Source organism: Brevundimonas sp. FG8, from assembly GCF_057808845.1.
In genome coordinates this window covers 195,627-216,875 of the sequence record NZ_JBMDIU010000002.1, presented here as the reverse complement: position 1 = coordinate 216,875, position 21,249 = coordinate 195,627, and the positions used below count along the sequence as shown (strand labels likewise).

The window sequence follows — 21,249 nt, the reverse complement described above, 5'->3', positions numbered from 1 at the left end:
TGCGCTCAGGCCTTCTTGACGAACTCGGTGCGCAGGACGAGGCCGCGCACCTTCTCGACATTGGCCTCGATTTCATCGGGGTCGCCGGTCAGACGGATGTTCTTCACCAGCGTGCCACGCTTAAGGGTCACGCCGCCCGAGCCCTTGACCTTCAGGTCCTTGATCAGGGTCACGCTGTCGCCGTCGGCGAGGATATTGCCGTTGGAATCCTTGGTCACGTCGTCGGTCATTGCGGTCCTCGGGGAGTTGGTGCGCGACGGTCTGGCATGTCGAACGGTCAAGCTTCAAGCCGCACGATGCGCGATAGGCCGCACAAAGCCTCAAGTAGCGCAAATCGTCAGAGGCGATTAAAGAGCGCTCACAATGTTCGGCCTCGCCAATCCCGACCGCTTCGCCCGCTTCACGCGCCCGCTCGTGCCGGTGCTGTGGGGAGCCGCCATCGTGCTGCTTCTGGCCGGGAGCTGGTTCAGCTTCGCCGCGCCCGAGGACTATCAGCAGGGCGACACCGTGCGGATCATGTTCGTGCACGTTCCGGCCGCCTCGGTTGGTCTGATGATCTACGGCGCGCTGGGCGTTTCGAGCTTCTTCGCCCTGGTGTTTCGCCACCCTCTGGCCGACGCCGCGGCCCGGGCCGCCGCCCTGCCGGGCGCCGCCTACACCCTTCTGGCGCTGGCGACCGGCAGCCTGTGGGGCAAGCCGATGTGGGGCAGCTGGTGGGAATGGGGCGACGCCCGCCTGATGTCGGTGCTGGTGCTGTTCCTCTTCTACCTCGGCTACATGGCCCTGCGCGCCTCGATCGACGATGAGGCCCGCGCCGCCCGCGCCGCCGCCGTGCTGGGACTGGTCGGTCTGATCAATCTGCCGATCGTGAAATTCTCGGTCGACTGGTGGAACACCCTGCACCAGCCCGCCTCCCTGATCCGCGCCGACGGACCGTCGATGCCGCCGGTGTTCCTGACGCCGCTGCTGACCATGATGGCGGCCTGGTTCGTCCTGTTCCTCGCCATCTGGCTGACCGCGATCCGCACCGAGATCGTGCGCCGCCGGGTCGTGGCGATCCGCGCCCGCCGGGCTCTGGAGGCCTGATCATGCTCGACTTCGACATGGGGAAGTACGCCGCCTACGTCTGGCCCGCCTGGGGCGTCAGCGCCGTGGTGCTGGCGGCGCTGGCCGCGCGCGCTCTCGTTTCGGCGCGTCGCTGGAAGGCGGAGCTGGCCAGGCTCGAAGCTGACCGCCCTCCGGCTGCGCAGGACGCGGCAGGGCAAGCCCGCCCTCAAGCAGCGCAAGGCGCGGTAGGGCAAACTCGCCCTCAAGCAGCGCAAGGCGCGTTAGGGCCAAAAGAATGAGCCGCTGGTTTGCTGTCGTTCCGTTGGTGGTGCTGGTCGCCCTGTCGGCCCTGTTCATCGGCTGGTCGTTGAAACGCGATCCGGCGGTGAAGCCGGAAGCGCTGGTCGGTCAGACCGTGCCGGAGACCGTCCTGCCGATCCTGACCGGGACCGAAGCCGGGCCGGGCCATGTGGACCTGAAGACGGCGGGCGTCGGTCGGCCGATGTTGATCAATGTCTTCGCCAGCTGGTGCGCGCCCTGCCGGGTCGAGCATCCGAAGCTGATGGCGCTGAAGGAACGCGGCGTCTCCGTCGTCGGCGTGGCGTGGAAGGATGACCCGGTCGCCACCCGCGCCTTCCTGGACGAGTTGGGCAATCCCTTCTCGATGGTTCTGGTGGATCGCGAGGGCAGGGCCGGGCTGGATCTGGGCATCACCGGCGCGCCGGAGACCTTCGCCGTGGACGCCCAGGGTCGGGTGGTCGCGAAATTCGCCGGGCCGTTGCTGGAAGACGCCGAGATCGAACGGCTGGTGGCGGCCATGCAGGCCCCTGCGCGTCCGCTGCCGACCGCCACGAGCCGCTGATCCCTGTCTGAGCCGGGGCCGAAACCCTTGCTTTCAGGGCGTTAACCCTTTTCCGACGGTTTTCATTAACCCTGTCGGCATGAGCGTGATTCGCCCGCCTGTTCCGTCGCCGTTGTTCCCGTCGCAGACGCCCCCGTCTCCGGCCGCGGCCTCGCGTTCGTCCTTCTTCCAGTCGGCGCTGGCGGCGGCTTCACCTTCCATCGCGGCGGCGGCTCCGGCCATCACGGCGCCGGTGGTCCAGCGCGACACGCCGGTTCGCTCGGTCGCGCCGAGGGCCGATGCCGGCGAGGGCGGCCAACGCCCCAGCCGCCCCGGCAGCCTGCTCGACATCAGGGTCTGACGCCGGGCTCACGCGAAAATGACCGGCGCGTGTGTGAACGCCGTGATTAAGATGTTCGCATGCGTACCTGGGGGTGGACATTCTCGATCGCGGTCGGCCTGACCGCGCTGCTCACGGCGGCCTCATCGGCCCAGCCGTCGTCGACCCGTGTCCGTCATCGCGCCGCGCCGACAGAGCCTGTGGTGGTCGAGCTGTTCACCGCGCAGGGCTGCGCGGGGTGTCCGGAAGCCAACGCCCGGATCGAGACCATCGCCGCGGAGCCGGGCGTCATCGCCCTGACCTATGGCGTGGACTACTGGGACTATATGGGCTGGGCCGACACCTTCGCGCGGCCCGAGTTCGCCCAGCGCCAGCGCGACTATCGCCGGGCGCTGCGCATCCGCAATGTTTCGACGCCGCAGGTGGTGATCGACGGGCGCCGTCAGGCTCCGGCCAGCATCGAGGCGATCCAGATCGCCATCGACGAGGAAGCGGCCCGCCGCGTCTCTCCGCCTGATGTCGAGTTCCGTGAGACCGGCGACCGGGTCGGCGTCGGCTCGGGCCGCGCGCCCGCGGGCGGGGCCGAGGTGGTCGCGGTGGTCTATACGCCCGGCCCCCAGACGGTGGAGATCGGCGGCGGCGACAATCGCGGCCAGAAAGTGCGGCATGTGAACGTCGTGCGGTCGCTGCGCGTGCTGGGGCCGTGGAACGGACGCCCCGTGCTTTACACCCTTCCTCAGGCTTCCGGCCCGGATCAGGCGGTCGCGGTTCTGGTCCAGTCACGGGAGGATCGCCGCATCCTGACGGCGGCGGTGCTGGAAAGTCGCTGATCCCGTCCGATTGCGGCGCTGTCAGCTTTGATCAGTATCCCTGTTCTCCAGAGGTCTTTCACAGTGCATGATCGGCCCCGGACGTCGGGGCGTCATCGCCCGGGGATGCGCGCATGATCGGTTTAAAGCCTGTGATGAAGGGTCTGGCCCTCGCAGCGGTTCTGGCCGCGGCCGGAAGCGTGTCGGCCTTCACCACCGATCCCGAGACGGTCATTACGCCTGAAGCGCGCGGCGTGGCCCAGGCCGTGACCGCCGCCGAACTGGCGGCATGGGGGCGCGAGCGTGGGGACGCCGGCGCCCTGATCATGGCGGCTCGACTGCTGTCCGAGGTGCCGGTCCGGCAGGGCGAGGGGCCAGAACCGATCCTCACCCCGGCCCGCCTGCTGGACGAGGCGGCGGCCCTGTCGGCGGGCAACCAGCCGATCATCGACGCCATCGACCGTCTGCGCGAGCCAATGACGCGCGGCGTCCGCTCCTCACCGTTCGGCGCGGGGCCGGTGTTCACCGTCAAGCAACTGAGAGCCCGCGAGAGCTGGACCTTCGACGTCGACGCCCGCGCCGGAGAGGTGCTGCGGGTGGCGGCCATCGGCGACGGCGACACGGACATCGACCTGACTGTCCAGGACCAGCGTGGCGCGACGATGTGCCGTGACGGTTTCGGCGACCACTATCCGGTCTGCACCGTGTCCTCGCGCGCCGGGGGCAAGATGCGGGTCGCCCTGACCAACCGGGGGGATGTCCGCACCAGTATTCAGGTGCTCAGCAACTGATGCGGCGCTTCGGGCGGCTCTGCGCGGCGGGTCTGGCGGCGGCCGGCCTGCTGATGGCCGCCGGTGGAGCGCCCGCCCGTCCGGACACGCCCGAAAGCCTGCGCGCCGAAGCCTTCGAGGCGGCCCAGTGGGCCATCGCCTCCGACGCCGCCGACGCCCTGGCCCGGGTGTCCGCCCGCTTCGCCCAGGGCGATGACGCGCTCGGTCGTCTGGCCGAGGAGCGTGAGGCGCTGATCGTCCGCCGCGACCGTCTGGAGCGGGAGCTGGAGCGGCACTACGCCTCGTCCGATCCCGCCGATCTGGCGGCCCGGACCCGCGCCCAGTCCGACTGGGAGGCCGCGACCGCCCGTCTGGCGGCGCTGGACGGCGAGATCGAGACCCGCTTCCCGGCCTATTCAGATCTGACCAGCCCCCGCGCCCTGTCCATCGCCGAGACCCGGCAACTGCTGCGCCCCGACGAGGGGCTGCTGCTCATCCTGGTCAATCCGGAGGCGACCTATGTCTGGGCCGTCACGCGCGAGCGCGCCGCCTGGACCCGCTCCGAGGCGATGGATGAGGCCCGGCTGAAGGTCACGGTGGACAAGCTGCGTCTGTCGCTGAGCGCCACCGCCGCGCCGCGCGGCGATGACATGGACCCGACCCTGTTCGCGGGCCGCCAGCCGGTTGCTTTCGACCGGGCCGAGAGCTGGCGACTGTATTCCGAGCTGATCCTGCCGGTCGAGGAGACCTTCAAGGACAAGACGACCCTGATCACCGTCACGACCGGGGCCCTGTCCACCCTGCCGCTTTCGGTGCTGGTGACCGCGCCGCCGCAAGGGGCCGATGCGGACCCGGAGGCGCTGGCCGCCACGCCTTGGCTGGCGGATCGCTACGCCATGGCCGGGTTGCCGGCGGTGTCCAGCCTGCGGTCGCTGCGCTGCTATCTGGTCGCCTCTCCGGCGATGCGCAGCGCGGGCTGCCCGCCCGGTCTGGCCCCCGCCTCGCGCAATGAGCCGAGGGTCGAGCCGCTCCGGCTGGCGGCGTTCGGCGCGCCCCTGCTGGCGGGAGCCCCGTCCGACCCGACGCGCGGCGCGGCGGCGGCGGACTCGGTCATGAACGGCCAGCTGGCCGATGTCAGCAAGCTGAAGGCCCTGCCCTATCTGCGCGGATCGCGGCTGGAGCTGGAGACGCTGAAGGCCCGCTATCCGGACTCGGTGGTGCGGATCGGCTCGGAGGCCACGGAGCGGGCGGTGCGGACCGCCGACGCCGAGGCCCTGTCGCGCGCCCGGTTCGTGGTCTTCTCGACCCATGGCCTGATGGCCGGATCAGCCGCGGCCGAGCCGGGGCTGGTCATGACCCCGCCGGATCAGGCGACGGAGGCCGACGACGGCTATCTGAGCGCCTCCGAAGCAGCCCAGCTGCGCCTGAATGCCGAATTCGTGGTCCTGTCGGCCTGCAACACCGCGGCGTCTGACGGGCGGCCGGGCGGGGAGGGGCTGTCAGGACTGGCCCGGGCCTTCTTCTATGCGGGCGCGCGGTCGGTGCTGGTGTCTCACTGGGAGGTGTCGGACGCCGCCACCACCACCCTGATCACCGCCACCTTCGCCGATCTGGACGGCCACGCGGTCAGCGATCCGGGCGTTCGCGCCCGCGCGCTTCAGGCGGGCCAACGCGCCGTCCGCGCCGAACGCCGCTGGGCCCATCCTGCCTATTGGGCGGCGTTTACGCTGGTCGGAGAGCCCTAATTCCTCTCTTCAGGCCCCCGCCTTCTTCGCGAAGCTCCACGCCCCTTCGGCCAGCGCCGGAACCTGTGCGGCCATGGACTTCGCCTGCGGCGAGGCCGCCGTGCCATCGCGGACCCGCCCGGCGATGCCCTGACAGATGGCCGCCAGCCGGAACAGATTGTAAGCGAACAGCCAGTCGAGGTTCGACGGCGCGGGGGCGCCGGTCTTCTCCGAATAGCGGGCGACCACCTCCTCTACCGACGGAATGCCCAGCGCCTTCAGATCGGCGCCGGCGAGGCCGTTGCGCAACGAGCCCGGAATGGCCCAGGCGATCAGCAGATAGGAGAAGTCGGCCAGCGGATCGCCGAGCGTGGACAGCTCCCAGTCCAGAACCGCGCGCACCTGCGCCTGATCCGGCGCAAGGATCATGTTGTCGAGGCGGAAGTCGCCATGGACGATCCGGGTCGGCCCCTCGGGCGGCAGGGTGGCGGGCAGGAAGTCGATCAGCCGATCCATCGCCGGGATCGGGTCGATCTCGGACGCCCGGTACTGCTTGGTCCAGCGCCCGACCTGCCGCTCGAAATAGTTGCCCGGCTTGCCGTAGTCGCCCAGCCCGATGGCGGCGGGGTCGAACCGGTGCAGGGCCGCCAGCGTATCGACCTGCGCGTTATAGACGGCGCGGCGCTCGGCAGGCGCCATCCCCGGCAGTTTCAGGTCCCACAGGACCCGGCCCTCGACCTTGTCCATCACATAGAACATCGAGCCGATGACGCCGTCGTCGGTGCACAGGGCCCAAGGCTTCGCCACCGGATAGCCCTGCGCGTGCAGGGCCGAGATGACGGTGAACTCCCGGTCCACCGCATGGGCGCTGGGCAGCAGGGTTCCCGGCGGCTTGCGACGCAGCACGTAGGTCTGGCCGGGCGTGGACAGCTCATAGGTCGGATTGGACTGGCCGCCCTTGAACTGGCGCACGGTCAGGGGACCGGCGTAGCCCTCGACGTTCGCCGCCAGCCAGGCGCCGAGCGACGTCTCATCAAGGGCGTATCGGGGATCGACCTCGCGGGTGCCGGAGAAGGTCGACTGGGCGTCTGTTGGCGCGTCTTCAGGGGGCGTCTGGGTCATTGCGCGGCGATGATGGCGGCCTTCACCGCGCCGCGCCAGCCCTTCAGCAGTCGCTCGCGGTCTTCGACGGACATGCGGGGGCGCCAGACGGCCGGAGCCTCGGCGGACGCTGCGTCAAGCGTGTCGATCAGGCCGCACCCCAGCGCCGCCAGCTTGGCCGCGCCCAGCGCCGTCATCTCCTGAAACGCGGGTCTCTCCACCGTGACATCGCAGATATCGGCCACGAACTGCATGGCGAAGGCGTTGGCGGTGACCCCGCCGTCGACCTTCAGCACGGACAGCTTCGGCGCCCCGTCCTTCGCCAGCGCATCCAGCAGGTCGCGGGTCTGGTAGGCGAGGGATTCCAGCGCCGCCCGCACCATATGGGCCGGGCCGCTGTCCCGGGTCAGGCCGACGATGGTTCCGCGCGCGTCCGGCTCCCACCAGGGCGCGCCCAGACCGGTGAAGCCGGGAACCAGATAGACGCCGCCGTTGTCCTTCAGCCCCTGCGCCATGGCCTCGGACTGGCGCGATTCCGAGATCACCTTCAGCCCGTCGCGCAGCCACTGGATCGCCGACCCGGCCGAGAAAATGGAGCCCTCCAGCGCCCAGGCCGCCGTCCCCTGCGCGTCATAACCCAATGTGCCCAGCAGGCGGGTTGTCGACGGCGCCGGCTCGGCCCCGACATTGGCGACCAGAAACGCCCCGGTGCCATAGGTGATCTTGGCGTCCCCGGCCTTGAGGGCGCCATGTCCCACCAGTGCGGCCTGCTGATCGCCTGCCGCCCCGTGGATCGGCAGGGCCGCGCCCAGCAGCGACGGCTCGCTGTCGCCCAGATGGTCGGCGCAGCCCCGGATTTCCGGAAGTCCCTCCATCGGGACATTGAACAGTTCCGCCAGATCATGCCGCCATTGGCGGGCGCGCAGGTCCATCAGGGAGGTGCGCGAGGCATTGGTGGCGTCGGTGACGTGGCTGGCGCCGCCAGTGAGCTTCCAGATCAGCCAGCTCTCGATGGTGCCCAGCTTGATCTCGCCGGCCCGCACCCGCTCGCGCGAGCCCGGAACGTGGTCCAGCAGCCAGGCGAATTTCGAGGCCGAGAAATACGGATCGAGGATCAGACCGGTCGCGGCCTGCACCTCCGGCTCATGTCCGGCGCCGGCCAGCTTCGCGGTGGCGGCGGCTGTGCGGCGATCCTGCCAGACGATGGCGCGATGCAGGGGCTCGCCCGTGGCGACGTCCCAGATCACCGAGGTCTCGCGCTGGTTGGTGATGCCGATGGCGGCGAACCGACCGATCCCGCCCGCCTTGCGCACCACCTCGCGACAGGTCTGCAGGGTCGCGGCCCAGATCTCGGCGGCGTCATGCTCGACCCAGCCGGGATGCGGGAAATGCTGCTCCAGCTCGATCTGGCTGACCGCCACGGGGCGCAGGCCGCCATCCTCGGTGCAGCCGAACGCGATGGCGCGGGTCGAGGTGGTGCCCTGATCGATAGCGAGGATGAGGCTTTTCATGTGTGATTGTTAGGCCGGTGAACCGGCGGGGTGAAGAGTGCTAGTGAGCGAGGCGTGAGCGCCGCCCTTGCTCACTTCTCCGCTCACCAACACTCCTCACTTTCGCGCCGCTTGAGAGCCCATGACCCACACAGCCTCTTTTGAAGGCGTCCGCGACGCCGCCCGCCAGCTTCTCGGCCATGCGGTTCGCACCCCCCTGATCGAAAGCCCGGCGCTGAACGCGCATCTGGGCGGACGGGTCCTGCTCAAGGCCGAGAACCTGCAGCAGGCGGGGGCGTTCAAATTCCGTGGGGCCTATAATCGGATCAGCCGTCTGACGGCCGATGAACTGACGCGGGGCGTCGTCGCCTATTCGTCCGGCAACCACGCCCAGGCGGTGGCTTGCGCGGCGAAAATGATGGGGACCAGCGCCATCATCGTCATGCCCGCCGACAGTCCGAAGGTGAAGGTCGAGGGCGTGATCGGCTTCGGCGGCGAGGTGCGCCTGTACGACCGCTACACCGAAAGCCGCGAGGACATCGGCGAGGAGATCGCCCGCACGCGCGGCAGCGTTCTGGTCCGGCCCTTCGACGATCCCTTCGTCATCGAAGGTCAGGGCACGACCGGGCTGGAGATCGTGGAACAGGCCGAGGTGGTCGGGGCGAAGATCGACCAGCTGCTGTGCGGCGCCTCGGGCGGCGGTCTGATCGCCGGCATCAATCTGTCGATGGGCGCGCTGCTGCCGGACGTTCCGGTCATCGGCATCGAACCGCGCGACTACAACGACACCCAGCTGTCGATGGCAGCGGGCGAACGTCTGACCCACGCCCCGGCCCACGGCACCATCTGCGACGCCCTGATGACCGACCGTCCGGGCGAGCTGACCTTCCCGATCAACCGCCGCCTGTCGCACGTCGAGACCGTCTCGGACGCCGAGGTAGCCGAGGCCGTGCGCTACGCTTTCCGTGTGTTGAAGCTGGTGGTTGAGCCCGGCGGCGCGGTGTCGCTGGCCGCCCTGCTGGCCGGCAAGGTCGAGGCGAAGGACCGGACGACGGCGGTGGTCCTGTCCGGCGGCAACGTAGACCCGTCCCTGTTCAGCGAGATCATCGAGGGCCGGTTCGAGGGGAAATGACTACACTCTGATAGCCCTCCCCTCGACGGGGAGGGTTGGGAGGGGTGCGGGCAGGCCATTTCAGGACCAGCCCGGGAGGCTCCTGCTCATCTACCCCTTGTCATCCCGGAAGCGCCGCAGGCGCTATCCGGGATGCTGGCGCTCTTTCCTCCATCCTCCCGGAAACTGCGAAGCGGTTATCCGGGAGCAGGGTTGAACCTGGCTCTGTCCGTCGCCCGCTCAGCCCTGCGGGCTGTCCGGGGCGTTGAATTTTTAAAGGACCAAGCGGTCCCGGCTCTCCGCTTCGCTTCGGCCGGGATGACAGGCGGCCCTTCCACTGACCCCTGCGACCAATTTTGACGCACCGACCTGCTAACGTGTCGATCCCGGGTCTTTGACAACCAAACCCCTCAGGTAGAGCCCTGCGCCCATCCTCTGTCTCGCGGGAAAAAGTGCACCTTTGTGCACTCAAAAAATTTTTGAGTGCGCATTTTCATGATGTGTCGGGTCGGGTGAAGACAGGGGTTTCGATAATGGACCGACCCCGCTAGCGTGGCCTCAAAACCGGAGGAAACCATGCCCAAGCCGTCAGAATTGCAGTCGCTCGTCGGGACCGAAATCGGGGTCTCGCGCTGGTTCCTGGTCGATCAGGCGAAGATCGACGCCTTCGCCGACACCACCGAGGACTGGCAGTTCATCCATGTGAACCCCGAACTGGCGAAGCAGACGCCCTTCGGCGGGACCATCGCCCATGGCTTCCTGACCCTCAGCCTCGCCTCGGCCATGTCCTATGACTGCGTGAAGCCGCTGGACGGGGTGGTGATGGGCGTCAACTACGGCTTCGACAAGCTGCGCTTCCTCGCCCCCGTGCCTGCCGGATCGAAGATCCGGGGCCGCTTCAAGCTGCTGTCCGCCGAGGACAAGGGCGGCGGCCGCTGGCTGATCAAGCACGAACTGACCGTCGAGATCGAGGGCGGCGAAAAGCCCGCCCTGATCGCCGAATGGCTGGGGATGCAGATGGTGGGCGGGGCTTAAATCAGCCCTCGCCCAGGCAGCGCAGCGCGACTTCCAGGTTGCGCAGCCCGTCCTCGCCGGTGACCGCCGGGGTCTCGCCGGTGCGGATGGCGTGGGCGAAGGCTTCCAGCTCCTTCTTCAGGGGCTCGTTCGGCCAGCTCATCACGCCGCGCGTGGAGTAGCTGCCGTCCGGCTGCTGGCCGAAATACTCGGTGACCTGACGGGTCATCAGGTCGGCGACCACGAACTTGCCCTTGGTGGCGACCTGCAGGGTGCGGGTCTTGTAGGGCGTGACCCAGTTGGTGGTGATGTGGGCGATCACCCCGTTTTCCAGCCGGAACTGGAGCAGGGCGGTGTCCTCGCGCTCGGCCTTGGTGCGGGCCAGTTGCGGCTGGACCTCGACGATCTCGCTGTCGGTCAGGTGGCGGATGATGTCGATGTCGTGCACCGCCAGATCGATGACCACGCCCACCTCGCCCATGCGCGGCGGGAAGGGGCCGACGCGGGTGATCTGGATGGAGATGACGTCCTCGCCCTGGATGGCGCGCTTCACGGCCTCGACGGCGGGGTTGAAGCGCTCGACCTGACCGACCATCAGCACGCGGTCGTTGGCCCTGGCCGCGTCGATCATCCGCTGGGCGTCGGCGACGGTGGCGGCGATGGGCTTCTCGACCAGGACGTGGACGCCCTTCTCGAGCAGGGCAACCGACAGGTCGGCGTGGTAGCGGTTCGGGGTGGCGACGACGGCGGCGTCCAGACCCGCGTTGACGAAGTCCTCCGCCGTGGTGAAGGCGGTCGCGCCGTACAGGCTCGCGACGCCCTCGGCCGTGGCGGCGTCCGGATCGAAGACGGCGGCGACGGTGACGTCACGAACGTCCGACAGGACGCGGGCGTGGTTGCGGCCCATGACGCCGACTCCGGCGACGCCGATCTTGAGCGGGGTGGTCTGGACGGTCATGCGGATCAGCCCTTGAACGATGCGACGGCGGCGATGATGCGGTCCTGGGTCGCTTCGTCCAGATCCGAATGCATCGGCAGGCTGAGAACCCGGTCCTTCAGGCGCTCCGTGACCGGCAGACCGCCCGCGCCCTGCGGGAAGTGCCTGTAGGCCGGCTGCATGTGCATCGGCACCGGATAGTAGACGGCGGTGGGCACGCCCTGTTCTTTCAGATGGGCGATCAGGCCGTCGCGGTCATCGTGCTCGATCGTGTACTGGGCCCAGTTGGAGACGTTTCCGGCCGGCACGTCCGGCACCGCGCCGACGTGGGGACGCAGGCCTTCGTTGTAGCGGGCGGCGATGCGGTTGCGCCACTCGATCTCCTCGCCGAAGACCTTCAGCTTCTCGATCAGGATCGCGGCCTGAATGGTGTCCAGGCGGCTGTTCATGCCGATGCGCATGGCCAGGTATTTCGGATCGTGCTCGAAGGCGTCGGCCCCGGCGGTCAGGTCCTTGGCGACCACCTTGCCGTGGACACGGTAGGAATCCATCTCCTGCGCCAGATCGTCGTCATTGGTCAGCACCGCGCCGCCGTCGCCGTAGCAACCCAGCGGCTTGGCCGGGAAGAAGCTGGTGGTGGTGACATCGGCCCATTTGATCGGGTGGTCGCCGTTGACGGTGCAGCCGAAGCCCTGGGCCGAATCCGAGATCAGCTTCAGGCCATGCCTGTCGCAGATCGCCTTGATGGCCGGATAGTCGGCGGGCTGGCCGAACAGATCGACAGCGATGACCACGCGCGGGGTCAGGCGGCCCTCGGCCTTGATGCCCTCGATGGCGGCTTCCAGCTTCACCGGGTCGATGTTGTAGGTGACCGGGTCGACGTCCACGAAGACCGGCTCCGCATTGGTCCAGGGCACGATCTCGGCCGTCGCCGTGAAGGTGAAGCTGGGGCAGAAGACAGCGTCACCGGCGCCCACGCCCCAGGCCATCAGCGGCAGGACCAGGGCGTCCGTGCCGTTGGCGCAGCCCAGCGCGTGCTTCGCCTGACCAAAGGCGGCCAGATCAGCCTCGAACTGGCGGACCTGCGGGCCCATGACCCAGGCGCCGCCGACGACAGCCTCCTGAACGGCGGCCTCGATCTTGCCGGCCAGACGCAGGCGCTGGGCCTGAAGGTCGATGAAGGGAATGCTCATTCGTGGTCTCCGGTCGCGGACGCGCGGGCGGTGCGGCGCGGGTTCAACGCGCCGGTGAGGTTGGCCGCTCCTAACAAATGGCGCCCGGTCCCGCCAAATCGTGAGGGGTCACTTCGGGTGAGGGATTGCAACGAACCTCCGGGGCGCCTATCCCAAGCGCCATGTCGACCGGCCATCCCGCTGTATTTCTCGACCGCGACGGCGTTCTGATCGAGGACACGGGCTATCCGCATCTCGAATCACACCTGCGCATCATGCCCGGTGCGGCCGAGGCGGTGCGGCGGCTGAACCGGCTGGGCTATCTGTGCGTGATCGTGACCAACCAGTCCGGCGTCGCGCGCGGCCTGTTCACCGAACAGCAGATGCACGCCTTCAACGATCTGATCGTGCGCAAGCTGGCGCTCGGGGGCGGGCGCATCGGCGCCGTCTATGCCTGTCCGTATCACTCGGAGGGGCGGGTCGAGGCCTATATCCATCCCGACCATCCGGACCGGAAGCCCAATCCGGGAATGATCCTGAAGGCCATCGCCGAGCACAATATCGATCCGGCGAAGAGCTTCATGATCGGCGACCAGCCGTCGGACATGGAGGCCGCGAAACGCGCGGGCATCCCCGGCTTCCGCTTCGAGGGCGGCAATCTGGACGACTTCGTCCGCGAACTCCTCGGCCACTGATCCATTTTTGTCAGGGCTCGACCGGTGGGTTTTCCCGCCCCGATGAATTACGATTGGCCCTTAGCTTCCCGGAGACCGCATGAGCCAGTCCTTCGTTGATCGCCGCTGGACCAGCGCTGACGGCCTCAGCCTCTATGCCCGCGACTACGCCCCTGCCGGCGGGCCGGCGAAGCTGCCGGTGATCTGCATTCACGGCCTGACCCGGAATTCCAAGGATTTCGAGGTCATCGCTCCTCTGATCGCCCAGAGCGGGCGGCGGGTGCTGGCCATCGACGTGCGCGGGCGCGGCCTGTCGGACGAGGCCCAGGATCCGATGACTTATCAGCCGGCCACCTATGCCCAGGATGTGCTGGCGCTGCTGGCGCAGACCGGAATCGAGCGCGCGGTTTTTGTCGGCACCTCCATGGGCGGGCTGATCACCATGGCGCTGGCCGCCATCCGGTCGAAAGTGATCGCGGGCGCCATCATCAATGACGTCGGTCCCGAGGTGGCCAAGGAAGGGCTGGCGCGTATCGCCGCCTATTCAGGCCAGCCGGTGGACACCCCGACCTGGGCCGATGCCGCCGCCTATGCGAAGCGGATCAACGCGGTCGCCTTCCCACACTATACGGACGCCGACTGGGACGCCTTCGCCCGCCGCATCTTCCGCGAGGGGACGGAAGGGGCGCCGGTGCTGAACTACGATCCGGACATCGCCGTGCCGATCAAGGCGGCGGGGGCCAAGGCGCTGGTCCCGAACCTGTGGCCGATGTTCGGCCGGCTGACCCGCGGGCGTCAGGTGCTGCTGGTGCGCGGCCAGACATCGGACCTGCTGAGCGAGAGCATCGCGACCAAGATGCGCAAGCGTGCGCCAAAGATGGACTTCGTCGAGGTGCCGGGCGTGGGACACGCTCCGATGCTGGACGAGCCGGAAGCCAAGGCGGCGATCTTCCCGTTCCTGAACGAGGTGCCGTGATCGGCTGGCTGGCTCCCGCTTTGGGCATCACAGCGTTTGCCTGCTGGATGATGGCGATCGCACTGCTCGTTTATCTGAGCCTCCGGCTGGACGCCCTGAAGCGTAGCGGAGACCTGCCCCCATCGACGCCCGAGATATTCACCCTCGGGTTCCGCCCATGGGGCGGAGGAATGTCGATCAACCTCATGGAGCTCTATTCGCGGCGATACCGGGAGGTGGACGGCAGCACCCGACGCCTTGTGCCGATCATCCGGGTCCTGCTGCCGCTGGCGCCGGTGCTGGTTGTTCTGGTCTTTGTCGCGAACCGCTAGGGAACGTTCGTCTCCAGCTCATCGATCCAGACCTTGGCCGTCGCGTCGGACGGCGCGCGCCAGTCGCCGCGCGGCGACAGAGAGCCGCCGGTGACGACCTTGGGCCCGTTCGGCACGGCCGAGCGCTTGAACTGGCTGGTCTGAAAGAAGCGGTGCAGGAATTTTCGCAGCCAGTTCTTGATGGTCGGCAGGTCGTATTCGACCTTCTCATCCTCCGGCGTGCCCTCGGGCCAGTGGCCGGTCGACGCATCCTTCCAGGCCTGATGGGCCAGGAAGGCCACCCTGGACGGGGTCATCCCGAAGCGGGTGATGTAGAACAGGAAGAAGTCGTTCAGGGCATAGGGACCGACGGTCGCCTCGGTCGACTGGATCTTGCCGTCCCTGGCCGGGACCAGCTCGGGCGAGATCTCGGTGTCCAGGATGGCGTGCAGCACGCGAACCGTTTCGCCGTCATGTTCCTTGGCCGCGACCCAGCGGATCAGGTGCCGGATCAGGGTCTTCGCCACGCCACCGTTGACGTTGTAGTGGCTCATATGGTCGCCGACGCCATAGGTGGCCCAGCCCAGCGCCAGTTCCGACAGGTCGCCGGTACCCAGCACCAGGCCGCCGTTGTGGTTGGCGAGGCGGAACAGATAGTCGGTCCTCAGGCCCGCCTGCACATTCTCGAAGGTGATGTCGTGGACCGGTTCGCCGTCGGCGTAAGGGTGTTTGATGTCGGCCAGCATGCGCTCGGCGGCGGGGCGGATATCGATCTCTTCGCCGGTGACGCCCAGCGCCTTCATCAGGGCCCAGGCGTTTGACTTGGTGCCGTCCGAGGTGGCGAAGCCGGGCATCGTGAAGCCGAGGATGCCGGTGCGCGGCAGCCCCAGCCGGTCGAAGGCGCGGCAGGCGACCAACAGCGCCTGTGTGGAATCGAGCCCGCCCGAGACGCCGATGACGAGGGTCTTCGACCCCGTCGCCTTGAGCCGGCGCATCAGGCCCTGAACCTGGATGTTGAACGCCTCGTAGCAGTCCTGATCCAGCCGCGCCGGGTCGTCGGGCACGAAGGGGAAGCGGTCGAGGGGGCGGACAAGGTCCCCGGTCGCCTGACCGAGGCCCTGTTCACGGATCGCCACCTCGATGTAGTCGCCGGGTTTGATCTCCCGCCGGACGCAATCGGCGAAGGTGCCGGTGCGCATGCGCTCCTGCGCAATCCGGTCCAGGTCGATGTCGGCGACGGTCAGGTGGCTTTCCAGGGCGAAACGTTCGCCCTCGGCCAGTTTGGCGCCCAGTTCGTGGATGGTGGCCTGCCCATCCCAGGCCAGGTCGGTGGTGCTCTCGCCCCAGCCCGAGGCGGTGAACACATAGGCCGCCATGGCGCGAGCCGACTGGCTGGAGCTGAGCATGGCGCGGTCAACGGACTTGCCGATGACGACATTGGAGGCTGACAGGTTGAGCAGGACGCGCGCGCCCGCGAGCGCCAGACGCGTCGAGGGCGGCAGCGGGGCCCAGTAATCCTCGCAGATCTCCACGCCGAAGCTCAGGTCGGGACGATCCTCGACGCTGAAGATGAGGTGGGTGCCGAAGGCGGCGTAATAGCCCGCGAAATGGGTCCCGCCGCCTGGGTTCAGTTCTGGCGAAGCCGGTGAGAACCAGCGCTTCTCGTAGTACTCCCGGTAATTGGGCAGATAGGTCTTGGGAACCACGCCCCAGATCCAGCCGTCGGCGATGACCACGGCGGCGTTGTAAAGCCGCTGCTCGTGACGCACCGGCGCGCCGACGACAGCGATGATCTTGAGATCCTTGATCGTCTGCACGATCCGGTCGACCTGCCGTTCGACCTCATCGAGCAGCGCCGTCTGGAGCAGCAGGTCGTCAATGGCGTAGCCGCTGAGGGACAGCTCGGGAAAGACGATCAGGTCCACCCCTTGTCCGGCCGCCTGACGGATCAGGGCGATGTGTTCGTCAGCATTGGCCGCCGGGTCGGCGGTGTGCACCACCGGGGTGGCGGCGGCGACGCGGACGAAGCCGTGGGTGGCGGGGCGGTGGAAGGCGGATGTCTCGGCCAAGGCGCGATCCTTCAGGGGTCTTTTGCTCATATAGAGCCAAAGGCGGGCTGCGGCTACGTTAGCCCGTGACCTGACGAACGCCGACCGCTAAACGGGGGTCATGACCGATACGCCCAAAAAAGGCTGGTTCTCGCGCCTGACCGAAGGCCTGAGCCGTTCCTCCAAGCAGATGACCGAACAGGTCGTCGCCACGTTCGTGAAGGAGCCGCTCAGCGACAAGGCGCTGGAACAGCTGGAAGAGCATCTGCTGGAGAGCGATCTGGGGCCGGCGGCGACCGACCGGATCGTGGAGCGGTTCCGCGAGCTGCGCTTCTCCGCCGGGGCGAATGAGCGGGAGGTCAAGGAAGCGCTGGCCGAGGCCGTGGCCGCCGAGCTGATCAATCACGAGGCCCGTTACGAGCCGCTGGCCGGTCAGAAGCCCTTCGTGACCCTGTTCGTGGGGGTGAACGGCTCGGGCAAGACGACGACCTTGGGCAAGATCGCCTCGGACCTGACGGCGCAAGGCGCCAAGGTGATGATCGTGGCCTGCGACACCTTCCGCGCCGCCGCGCGTGAACAGCTCAAGGTCTGGGCCGAGCGGGCCGGAGCCACCTTCGAGAGCCGCCGCGACGGCGCCGACGCCGCTGGTCTGGCCTTCGACGCCTACACCCGCGCCAAGGCGGAAGGGTTCGATGTCGTGCTGATCGACACCGCCGGCCGGCTGCAGAACAAGTCGGCCCTGATGGACGAACTGCTGAAGATCGTTCGCGTGCTGAAGAAGATTGATGCGGACGCCCCGCACGAGACCCTGCTGGTGCTGGACGCCACGGTCGGCCGCAATGCGCTGGAACAGGAAAAGATCTTCGGCCGGACGGCCTATGTGTCGGGCGTGGTGATGACCAAGCTGGACGGCACCGCGCGTGGCGGGGTGCTGGTGCCGGTGGCGCAGGCCTCGGACGCTCCGATCAAGCTGATCGGCGTCGGCGAAGGGGTCGAGGACCTGCAACCTTTCGATGCCCGTGCGTTCTCGCGCTCGCTGGTCGGACTGGAGGACTGAACCCATGACCGAAGTCACTGAACGTCGGGGCTCCAGCATTCGTCAGGCCGTCGATTTCGGCGCGCTCGTCGCCTTCCTGGCCGCCTATGCCTTTATGCGGTTCGTGCTTAAGCAGGACAGCACCCAGGCGATGCTGCACGCGACCTGGGTTCTGGTCGGAGCCTCGTTTGTCGCCCTGGCGATCGGCTGGATCGTCGAGCGGCGACTGGCGCCCTTGCCGCTGCTCACCGGCGGCTTCGCCCTGGTGTTCGGCGTGCTGACGCTGGTGTTTCACGATCCGAAGTTGCTGCAGATCAAGATCACGGTGCAGAACGCGGTGCTCGCGGTGGTGCTGCTGGGTTCGTTGCCGCTGGGCCGGTATCCGTTCAAATATCTTCTGGGTTCAGCCCTGAAGATCACCGACGCGGGCTGGCGTGGGCTGACGCTACGCTACGGCCTGTATTTCGCCGCCGTGGCGATCGTGAACGAGCTGGTGCGCAGTCCGGTGGTGGTCGAGGCTGCGCTGCAGGCGTTGAAACGTCCACCGGCGGATCCCTATGATGTCTGGATGGCCTTCCGGGGCGGACTTTGGATGGCTTCGGCCGCCTTCGGCATCTGGCAGGTGTTCTTCATCATGAAGCACCTGATCAAGGATGAAGAGACCGTAGAGCCGGTATCGCCCGACACCGGGCTTTGACGCTGAAAGAGATTGTCCGTCGTCAAACCGTAAAACGCGGCTGCTAGCTCTGTCGATGCAGCCGAGGGGATACGGTTCATGGTCAAGTCCGGTAACAAGCCCAAGCGTGGCGGCGCCCTCGGCGTTTCACCCAGCCATCTGATTCACCGCGCCTTGCAGCTGGCGCTCGATATCTATGCCGAAGAGACGGGTCCGGACGGTCTGACCCAGCGGCAGTTCGCCGTGCTGGAGGCCGTGAGCCACAAGGCGGGCCTGACGCAGACCGATCTGGTGCGCGCCACCGGCATCGACCGTTCGACCCTCGCTGATCTGGTCGCGCGGATGACCACCAAGGGCTTGCTGGATCGGGAGAAGTCGACGCTCGATGCCCGCGCCAAGGCTGTGCGCCTGTCGCCAGCCGGCGAGGCGGCGCTGGAAGCGGCGCGCCCGCGCGTCGAGGCCGCTGACAAGCGAATCGTCGGCCTGCTGCCCAAGGGCAAGCGTGATGTCTTCCTGGACCTGCTGGGCGAACTGGCCGGGGAGGCGGACGCCGCCCCGCTGAAAGCCAAGGCGGAAGCCAAGGCCGCCAAAAAGGCCGCCCGCGAGGTCAAGAAGGCTGAAAAGGCGGCTCGCAAGGCCGAGAAAGCCGACAAGCCCGCCAAGGCTCCGAAGGCTGAAAAGCCGGCCAAGGTGAAGAAGGACAAGGTGGCGGAGCCGGCGTAAGCGGCGGGCTCGGTTGCGCTCGAGGCGGCGGGCTGCGGAGCCCGGCTCGTGATTAGTGGTTAGTGATCAATGGGTGGCGGTTTCGGCGCCGGCGCCCGCAGGCCGTGCACCTGCGCGAGCGGCATCGAACCACTAATCACTTCCCCAGCGCAGAAGAGGGGCAGTGGGCTCCATCGCCAATGGAGCCCAGCCTCCTCAATCCATCAGCTGTTGCGACAGATAGACGTAGTGGCGCGCCCAGCGACGGGCGTTGGCGACCGGGTCGGCGTCATTGGAGTGACCGCCGGCGGTTTCCTCATAATAGAGGTGGTCGTAGCCCATATCGCCCAGACGGGCCGCGAACTTGCGGGCGTGACCCGGATGGACGCGGTCGTCGCGGGTGTTGGTGGTGATGTAGACGCGCGGATAGTGCGCGCCCGGACGAAGCTGTTGATAGGCCGAATAGCGGGCGATCCAGGCGGCTTCCTCGGGGATTCGGGGGTCGCCGTACTCGCCGATCCACGAAGCGCCCGCGGGCAGCTCGTGATAGCGCAGCATGTCGATCAGCGGGCTCTCGATGACCGCGGCATTGAACAACTCCGGATGCTGGGTGATCGACACCGAGGTCAGGACCCCGCCGTTCGACCGGCCATAGATGCCCAGACGGCGTGGGGTGGTGATGCCACGCGCTTCCAGATCACGGGCGACCGCCGCGAAGTCGTCGAAGGCGAGCTGGCGGTTCTCGTTCAGCACCGCCTGATGCCATTGCGGCCCGAACTCGCCACCGCCCCGGATGTTGGCCTGGACGAAGACGCCGCCGTTCTCGAGCCACAGCTTGCCCATTTCGGGTTTGTAAGCGGGCGGGAAGCTGACCTGGAAGCCGCCGTAGCCGAACAGGATGGTCGGCGCCGGGCCGCTCTGGTCGCGCGGGCGGGTGACGAAATAGGGAATCTTCGTCCCGTCCGAGGACGTCGCCTCGAACTGCTCGGTGACGTGCGTCGAGGCGTCGAACTTGGCGGGAGCCGACTTCAGCTCGGTCGGCGCGGCAGCGTCGGCCGCCAGAAGGCCCAGTGTGGGGGGCGTCAGGAAGCCCTGAGCGGACACGAAGACCCGTCCCGACGCCTTCGAACTGTCGCCCAATCCGATGGCGCTGTTCTCCGGTCCGGCGATATCGCTCCCCGACCAGACGGCCTGATTGTTCTGGCCGAAGCGATAGCGCCTGACCCGGCTGACGACATTGTCTGAAATGACAGCGACGACGTGGTCATCCATCACCGCCACGCTTTGAAGCGACTGGCGCGGGGTGGGCGTGAAGATCGTTTCCGGATCCGTATCGGGGTAGAGCCCTCCGGCGCCGCGCGCCAGTTCCTCCATGGAAATCGCCAGCAGGGTTCCGGGGGCGATGGTCCGGGCGCCCCAGCGCCAGGCCTCGTCATTCGACAGCACCAGCCGCTGCCCCAGCGTTCCATAGATGGAGACCTGTTCGGGCACGGCCAGCTTCGCGGGTCGACCGTCAATCAGCCGCCATGTCTCCGACCGGTAGGTGTCCAGAGGACGCGAGATGATGACGGCCTCCACCGCGCCTCGGCTATCACGATAGACCGAAGCCGAGACGCCATAGCCGCCGTCCGACCGGTCGCCGCGGTAGACTTCGGTCGCTTGGTTCAGCGGCTGGCCGCGCTTCAGGGATTTGACGATGAAGGGGTAGCCGCTCTCGGTCAGGGTGCCGGGGCCGAAGTCGGTGGCGACCAGAAGCGTGTCGCGGTCCAGCCAGCTGATGCGGTGCTTGCCTTCGGGCAGGATGAAGCCGCCGTCCACGAAGCTCTTGGTGGTGGTGTCGAATTCGCGCACGACCACGGCGTCCTTGCCGCCGTCCGACAGGTTGATCAGGCAGCGGGTCTCGTCCGGGGCCAGGCAGCTGGCGCCCTTGAAGACCCAGTCCCTGCCCTCGGCGCGCGACAGGGCGTCAATGTCCAGCAGGGTCTCCCACTGCGTATCGGCCGAACGGTAGCTGTCCAGCGTGGTTCGGCGCCAAACGCCCTTGGGATTGGTCGCGTCCTGCCAGAAGTTGCCGATACCGTCGCCGAGGAAGCTGGGCGCCGGGATGCGGTCGGTGGCGGTCAGGATGGTTTCGGCCTCGGCCCGGAAGGTTTCGTAGCGCGGATCGTTGGTCAGGCTGGCCAGGGCGCGCTCGTTCGACGCCGCGACGAAGGCCATCGCCTCGGTCCCGTTGACCTCCTCCAGCGCCAGATGATCGTCGGCGGCGCGAACGCCGGCGGGGGTCAGGTCGGCGGGGAAGTGCGGCGGGGTCTGGCTCTGCGCATAGGCGGGCGCGGCGATGGCGACCATGGCCACACCCATCATCAGGGACTTCATCATCGAAACAGACTCCGCGTTATTCCTCCCCGGAAGGGGGAGCGGGACCATCCGCAGGATGGTCGGGGTGGTCAAGGACCGGAGACGGTGGAGCGGAACACCCCTCCACCGCTTC

General features: G+C 67.8%; 22 protein-coding genes. 15 read left to right on the top strand and 7 right to left on the bottom strand.

The window, feature by feature from the left end:
- Positions 1 to 5: 5 nt before the first annotated feature.
- On the bottom strand, positions 6 to 230 hold the full coding sequence (locus tag ACODRV_RS04655; protein ID WP_017506643.1) for an alkylphosphonate utilization protein: 225 nt from the start codon (positions 228 to 230) through the stop codon (positions 6 to 8).
- A gap of 133 nt (positions 231 to 363) precedes the next feature.
- On the opposite strand from ACODRV_RS04655, the gene ccmC reads away from it, so the two are divergent.
- The 7 genes from ccmC (at position 364) to ACODRV_RS04620 (ending at position 5,552) form a co-directional block, all read left to right on the top strand.
- On the top strand, positions 364 to 1,086 hold the full coding sequence (ccmC, locus tag ACODRV_RS04650; RefSeq protein WP_141628137.1) for a heme ABC transporter permease CcmC: 723 nt from the start codon (positions 364 to 366) through the stop codon (positions 1,084 to 1,086).
- A gap of 2 nt (positions 1,087 to 1,088) precedes the next feature.
- Positions 1,089 to 1,346: a heme exporter protein CcmD gene (ccmD, locus tag ACODRV_RS04645; protein WP_141628136.1), complete on the top strand. Its 258-nt coding sequence runs from the start codon at positions 1,089 to 1,091 to the stop codon at positions 1,344 to 1,346.
- Positions 1,343 to 1,909, top strand: coding sequence for a DsbE family thiol:disulfide interchange protein (locus ACODRV_RS04640; protein ID WP_488907586.1), 567 nt, complete (start codon positions 1,343 to 1,345; stop codon positions 1,907 to 1,909). The genes ccmD and ACODRV_RS04640 overlap by 4 nt, the downstream gene beginning before the upstream one ends.
- Positions 1,910 to 1,988: 79 nt before the next feature.
- Positions 1,989 to 2,249 carry a hypothetical protein gene (locus tag ACODRV_RS04635; RefSeq protein ID WP_141628134.1) on the top strand — a complete coding sequence of 87 codons (261 nt, stop codon included), beginning with the start codon at positions 1,989 to 1,991 and terminating at the stop codon, positions 2,247 to 2,249.
- A 59-nt stretch (positions 2,250 to 2,308) separates the two neighbouring features.
- Entirely contained in the window at positions 2,309 to 3,058 is a 750-nt protein-coding gene (locus tag ACODRV_RS04630; protein WP_141628133.1) for a DUF1223 domain-containing protein, read from the top strand.
- A 113-nt stretch (positions 3,059 to 3,171) separates the two neighbouring features.
- Positions 3,172 to 3,828: a hypothetical protein gene (locus ACODRV_RS04625; RefSeq protein ID WP_141628132.1), complete on the top strand. Its 657-nt coding sequence runs from the start codon at positions 3,172 to 3,174 to the stop codon at positions 3,826 to 3,828.
- On the top strand, positions 3,828 to 5,552 hold the full coding sequence (locus ACODRV_RS04620; RefSeq protein WP_488907585.1) for a CHAT domain-containing protein: 1,725 nt from the start codon (positions 3,828 to 3,830) through the stop codon (positions 5,550 to 5,552). Before ACODRV_RS04625 ends, ACODRV_RS04620 begins: the two co-directional genes overlap by 1 nt.
- A 9-nt stretch (positions 5,553 to 5,561) precedes the next feature.
- Here ACODRV_RS04620 and ACODRV_RS04615 read toward each other — a convergent pair whose 3' ends face one another.
- Complete coding sequence (locus ACODRV_RS04615) at positions 5,562 to 6,653, bottom strand: phosphotransferase family protein (RefSeq protein WP_488907584.1); 1,092 nt, start codon at positions 6,651 to 6,653, stop codon at positions 5,562 to 5,564.
- Complete coding sequence (gene glpK / locus ACODRV_RS04610; protein ID WP_488907583.1) at positions 6,650 to 8,143, bottom strand: glycerol kinase GlpK; 1,494 nt, start codon at positions 8,141 to 8,143, stop codon at positions 6,650 to 6,652. The genes ACODRV_RS04615 and glpK overlap by 4 nt, the downstream gene beginning before the upstream one ends.
- Before the next feature lie 121 nt (positions 8,144 to 8,264).
- Between glpK and ACODRV_RS04605 the strand changes: the two genes are divergently transcribed.
- Both ACODRV_RS04605 and ACODRV_RS04600 read left to right on the top strand, forming a co-directional pair.
- Complete coding sequence (locus ACODRV_RS04605) at positions 8,265 to 9,254, top strand: threonine ammonia-lyase (RefSeq protein ID WP_488907582.1); 990 nt, start codon at positions 8,265 to 8,267, stop codon at positions 9,252 to 9,254.
- 555 nt (positions 9,255 to 9,809) lie between these two features.
- Positions 9,810 to 10,268, top strand: coding sequence for a MaoC family dehydratase (locus tag ACODRV_RS04600; RefSeq protein ID WP_488907581.1), 459 nt, complete (start codon positions 9,810 to 9,812; stop codon positions 10,266 to 10,268).
- A gap of 1 nt (position 10,269) precedes the next feature.
- Here the strand turns inward: ACODRV_RS04600 and ACODRV_RS04595 are convergent, their stop codons facing one another.
- The gene (locus ACODRV_RS04595; protein WP_488907580.1) at positions 10,270 to 11,205 is read right to left on the bottom strand and encodes a Gfo/Idh/MocA family protein; all 936 of its coding nucleotides are present in this window, start codon (positions 11,203 to 11,205) and stop codon (positions 10,270 to 10,272) included.
- A gap of 5 nt (positions 11,206 to 11,210) precedes the next feature.
- A complete protein-coding gene (locus tag ACODRV_RS04590; RefSeq protein WP_141628125.1) occupies positions 11,211 to 12,377 on the bottom strand; it encodes a DegT/DnrJ/EryC1/StrS family aminotransferase in 1,167 nt (388 codons plus the stop codon).
- Between the two features lie 161 nt (positions 12,378 to 12,538).
- On the opposite strand from ACODRV_RS04590, the gene ACODRV_RS04585 reads away from it, so the two are divergent.
- From ACODRV_RS04585 to ACODRV_RS04575, 3 genes are all read left to right on the top strand, one after another.
- A complete protein-coding gene (locus tag ACODRV_RS04585) occupies positions 12,539 to 13,051 on the top strand; it encodes a D-glycero-alpha-D-manno-heptose-1,7-bisphosphate 7-phosphatase (protein WP_488907579.1) in 513 nt (170 codons plus the stop codon).
- A 79-nt stretch (positions 13,052 to 13,130) separates the two neighbouring features.
- Positions 13,131 to 14,006: an alpha/beta fold hydrolase gene (locus ACODRV_RS04580; protein WP_488907578.1), complete on the top strand. Its 876-nt coding sequence runs from the start codon at positions 13,131 to 13,133 to the stop codon at positions 14,004 to 14,006.
- Positions 14,003 to 14,317, top strand: coding sequence for a hypothetical protein (locus ACODRV_RS04575; protein WP_488907577.1), 315 nt, complete (start codon positions 14,003 to 14,005; stop codon positions 14,315 to 14,317). The genes ACODRV_RS04580 and ACODRV_RS04575 overlap by 4 nt, the downstream gene beginning before the upstream one ends.
- Here the strand turns inward: ACODRV_RS04575 and ACODRV_RS04570 are convergent.
- Positions 14,314 to 16,395: an NAD(+) synthase gene (locus ACODRV_RS04570; protein WP_488907576.1), complete on the bottom strand. Its 2,082-nt coding sequence runs from the start codon at positions 16,393 to 16,395 to the stop codon at positions 14,314 to 14,316. The two genes, ACODRV_RS04575 and ACODRV_RS04570, sit on opposite strands and share 4 nt — an antisense overlap.
- 70 nt (positions 16,396 to 16,465) lie before the next feature.
- Here ACODRV_RS04570 and ftsY point away from each other — a divergent pair, with 70 nt between their 5' ends.
- From ftsY to ACODRV_RS04555, 3 genes are all read left to right on the top strand, one after another.
- Positions 16,466 to 17,401, top strand: coding sequence for a signal recognition particle-docking protein FtsY (gene ftsY, locus ACODRV_RS04565; protein ID WP_141628121.1), 936 nt, complete (start codon positions 16,466 to 16,468; stop codon positions 17,399 to 17,401).
- Positions 17,402 to 17,405: 4 nt separating this feature from the next.
- A complete protein-coding gene (locus tag ACODRV_RS04560; protein WP_488907575.1) occupies positions 17,406 to 18,077 on the top strand; it encodes an inner membrane-spanning protein YciB in 672 nt (223 codons plus the stop codon).
- Between the two features lie 78 nt (positions 18,078 to 18,155).
- Entirely contained in the window at positions 18,156 to 18,779 is a 624-nt protein-coding gene (locus ACODRV_RS04555) for a MarR family winged helix-turn-helix transcriptional regulator (protein ID WP_141628119.1), read from the top strand.
- Positions 18,780 to 18,974: 195 nt separating this feature from the next.
- Here the strand turns inward: ACODRV_RS04555 and ACODRV_RS04550 are convergent, their stop codons facing one another.
- The gene (locus ACODRV_RS04550; protein ID WP_488907574.1) at positions 18,975 to 21,137 is read right to left on the bottom strand and encodes a prolyl oligopeptidase family serine peptidase; all 2,163 of its coding nucleotides are present in this window, start codon (positions 21,135 to 21,137) and stop codon (positions 18,975 to 18,977) included.
- Positions 21,138 to 21,249 lie beyond the last annotated feature (112 nt).

Coding starts and splice junctions, on each gene's coding strand:
- ACODRV_RS04655 (WP_017506643.1), bottom strand. CDS start 230: ATGACCGACGACGTGACCAAGGATTCCAACGGCAATATCCTCGCCGAC.
- ccmC (WP_141628137.1), top strand. CDS start 364: ATGTTCGGCCTCGCCAATCCCGACCGCTTCGCCCGCTTCACGCGCCCG.
- ccmD (WP_141628136.1), top strand. CDS start 1,089: ATGCTCGACTTCGACATGGGGAAGTACGCCGCCTACGTCTGGCCCGCC.
- ACODRV_RS04640 (WP_488907586.1), top strand. CDS start 1,343: ATGAGCCGCTGGTTTGCTGTCGTTCCGTTGGTGGTGCTGGTCGCCCTG.
- ACODRV_RS04635 (WP_141628134.1), top strand. CDS start 1,989: ATGAGCGTGATTCGCCCGCCTGTTCCGTCGCCGTTGTTCCCGTCGCAG.
- ACODRV_RS04630 (WP_141628133.1), top strand. CDS start 2,309: ATGCGTACCTGGGGGTGGACATTCTCGATCGCGGTCGGCCTGACCGCG.
- ACODRV_RS04625 (WP_141628132.1), top strand. CDS start 3,172: ATGATCGGTTTAAAGCCTGTGATGAAGGGTCTGGCCCTCGCAGCGGTT.
- ACODRV_RS04620 (WP_488907585.1), top strand. CDS start 3,828: ATGCGGCGCTTCGGGCGGCTCTGCGCGGCGGGTCTGGCGGCGGCCGGC.
- ACODRV_RS04615 (WP_488907584.1), bottom strand. CDS start 6,653: ATGACCCAGACGCCCCCTGAAGACGCGCCAACAGACGCCCAGTCGACC.
- glpK (WP_488907583.1), bottom strand. CDS start 8,143: ATGAAAAGCCTCATCCTCGCTATCGATCAGGGCACCACCTCGACCCGC.
- ACODRV_RS04605 (WP_488907582.1), top strand. CDS start 8,265: ATGACCCACACAGCCTCTTTTGAAGGCGTCCGCGACGCCGCCCGCCAG.
- ACODRV_RS04600 (WP_488907581.1), top strand. CDS start 9,810: ATGCCCAAGCCGTCAGAATTGCAGTCGCTCGTCGGGACCGAAATCGGG.
- ACODRV_RS04595 (WP_488907580.1), bottom strand. CDS start 11,205: ATGACCGTCCAGACCACCCCGCTCAAGATCGGCGTCGCCGGAGTCGGC.
- ACODRV_RS04590 (WP_141628125.1), bottom strand. CDS start 12,377: ATGAGCATTCCCTTCATCGACCTTCAGGCCCAGCGCCTGCGTCTGGCC.
- ACODRV_RS04585 (WP_488907579.1), top strand. CDS start 12,539: ATGTCGACCGGCCATCCCGCTGTATTTCTCGACCGCGACGGCGTTCTG.
- ACODRV_RS04580 (WP_488907578.1), top strand. CDS start 13,131: ATGAGCCAGTCCTTCGTTGATCGCCGCTGGACCAGCGCTGACGGCCTC.
- ACODRV_RS04570 (WP_488907576.1), bottom strand. CDS start 16,395: ATGAGCAAAAGACCCCTGAAGGATCGCGCCTTGGCCGAGACATCCGCC.
- ftsY (WP_141628121.1), top strand. CDS start 16,466: ATGACCGATACGCCCAAAAAAGGCTGGTTCTCGCGCCTGACCGAAGGC.
- ACODRV_RS04560 (WP_488907575.1), top strand. CDS start 17,406: ATGACCGAAGTCACTGAACGTCGGGGCTCCAGCATTCGTCAGGCCGTC.
- ACODRV_RS04555 (WP_141628119.1), top strand. CDS start 18,156: ATGGTCAAGTCCGGTAACAAGCCCAAGCGTGGCGGCGCCCTCGGCGTT.
- ACODRV_RS04550 (WP_488907574.1), bottom strand. CDS start 21,137: ATGATGAAGTCCCTGATGATGGGTGTGGCCATGGTCGCCATCGCCGCG.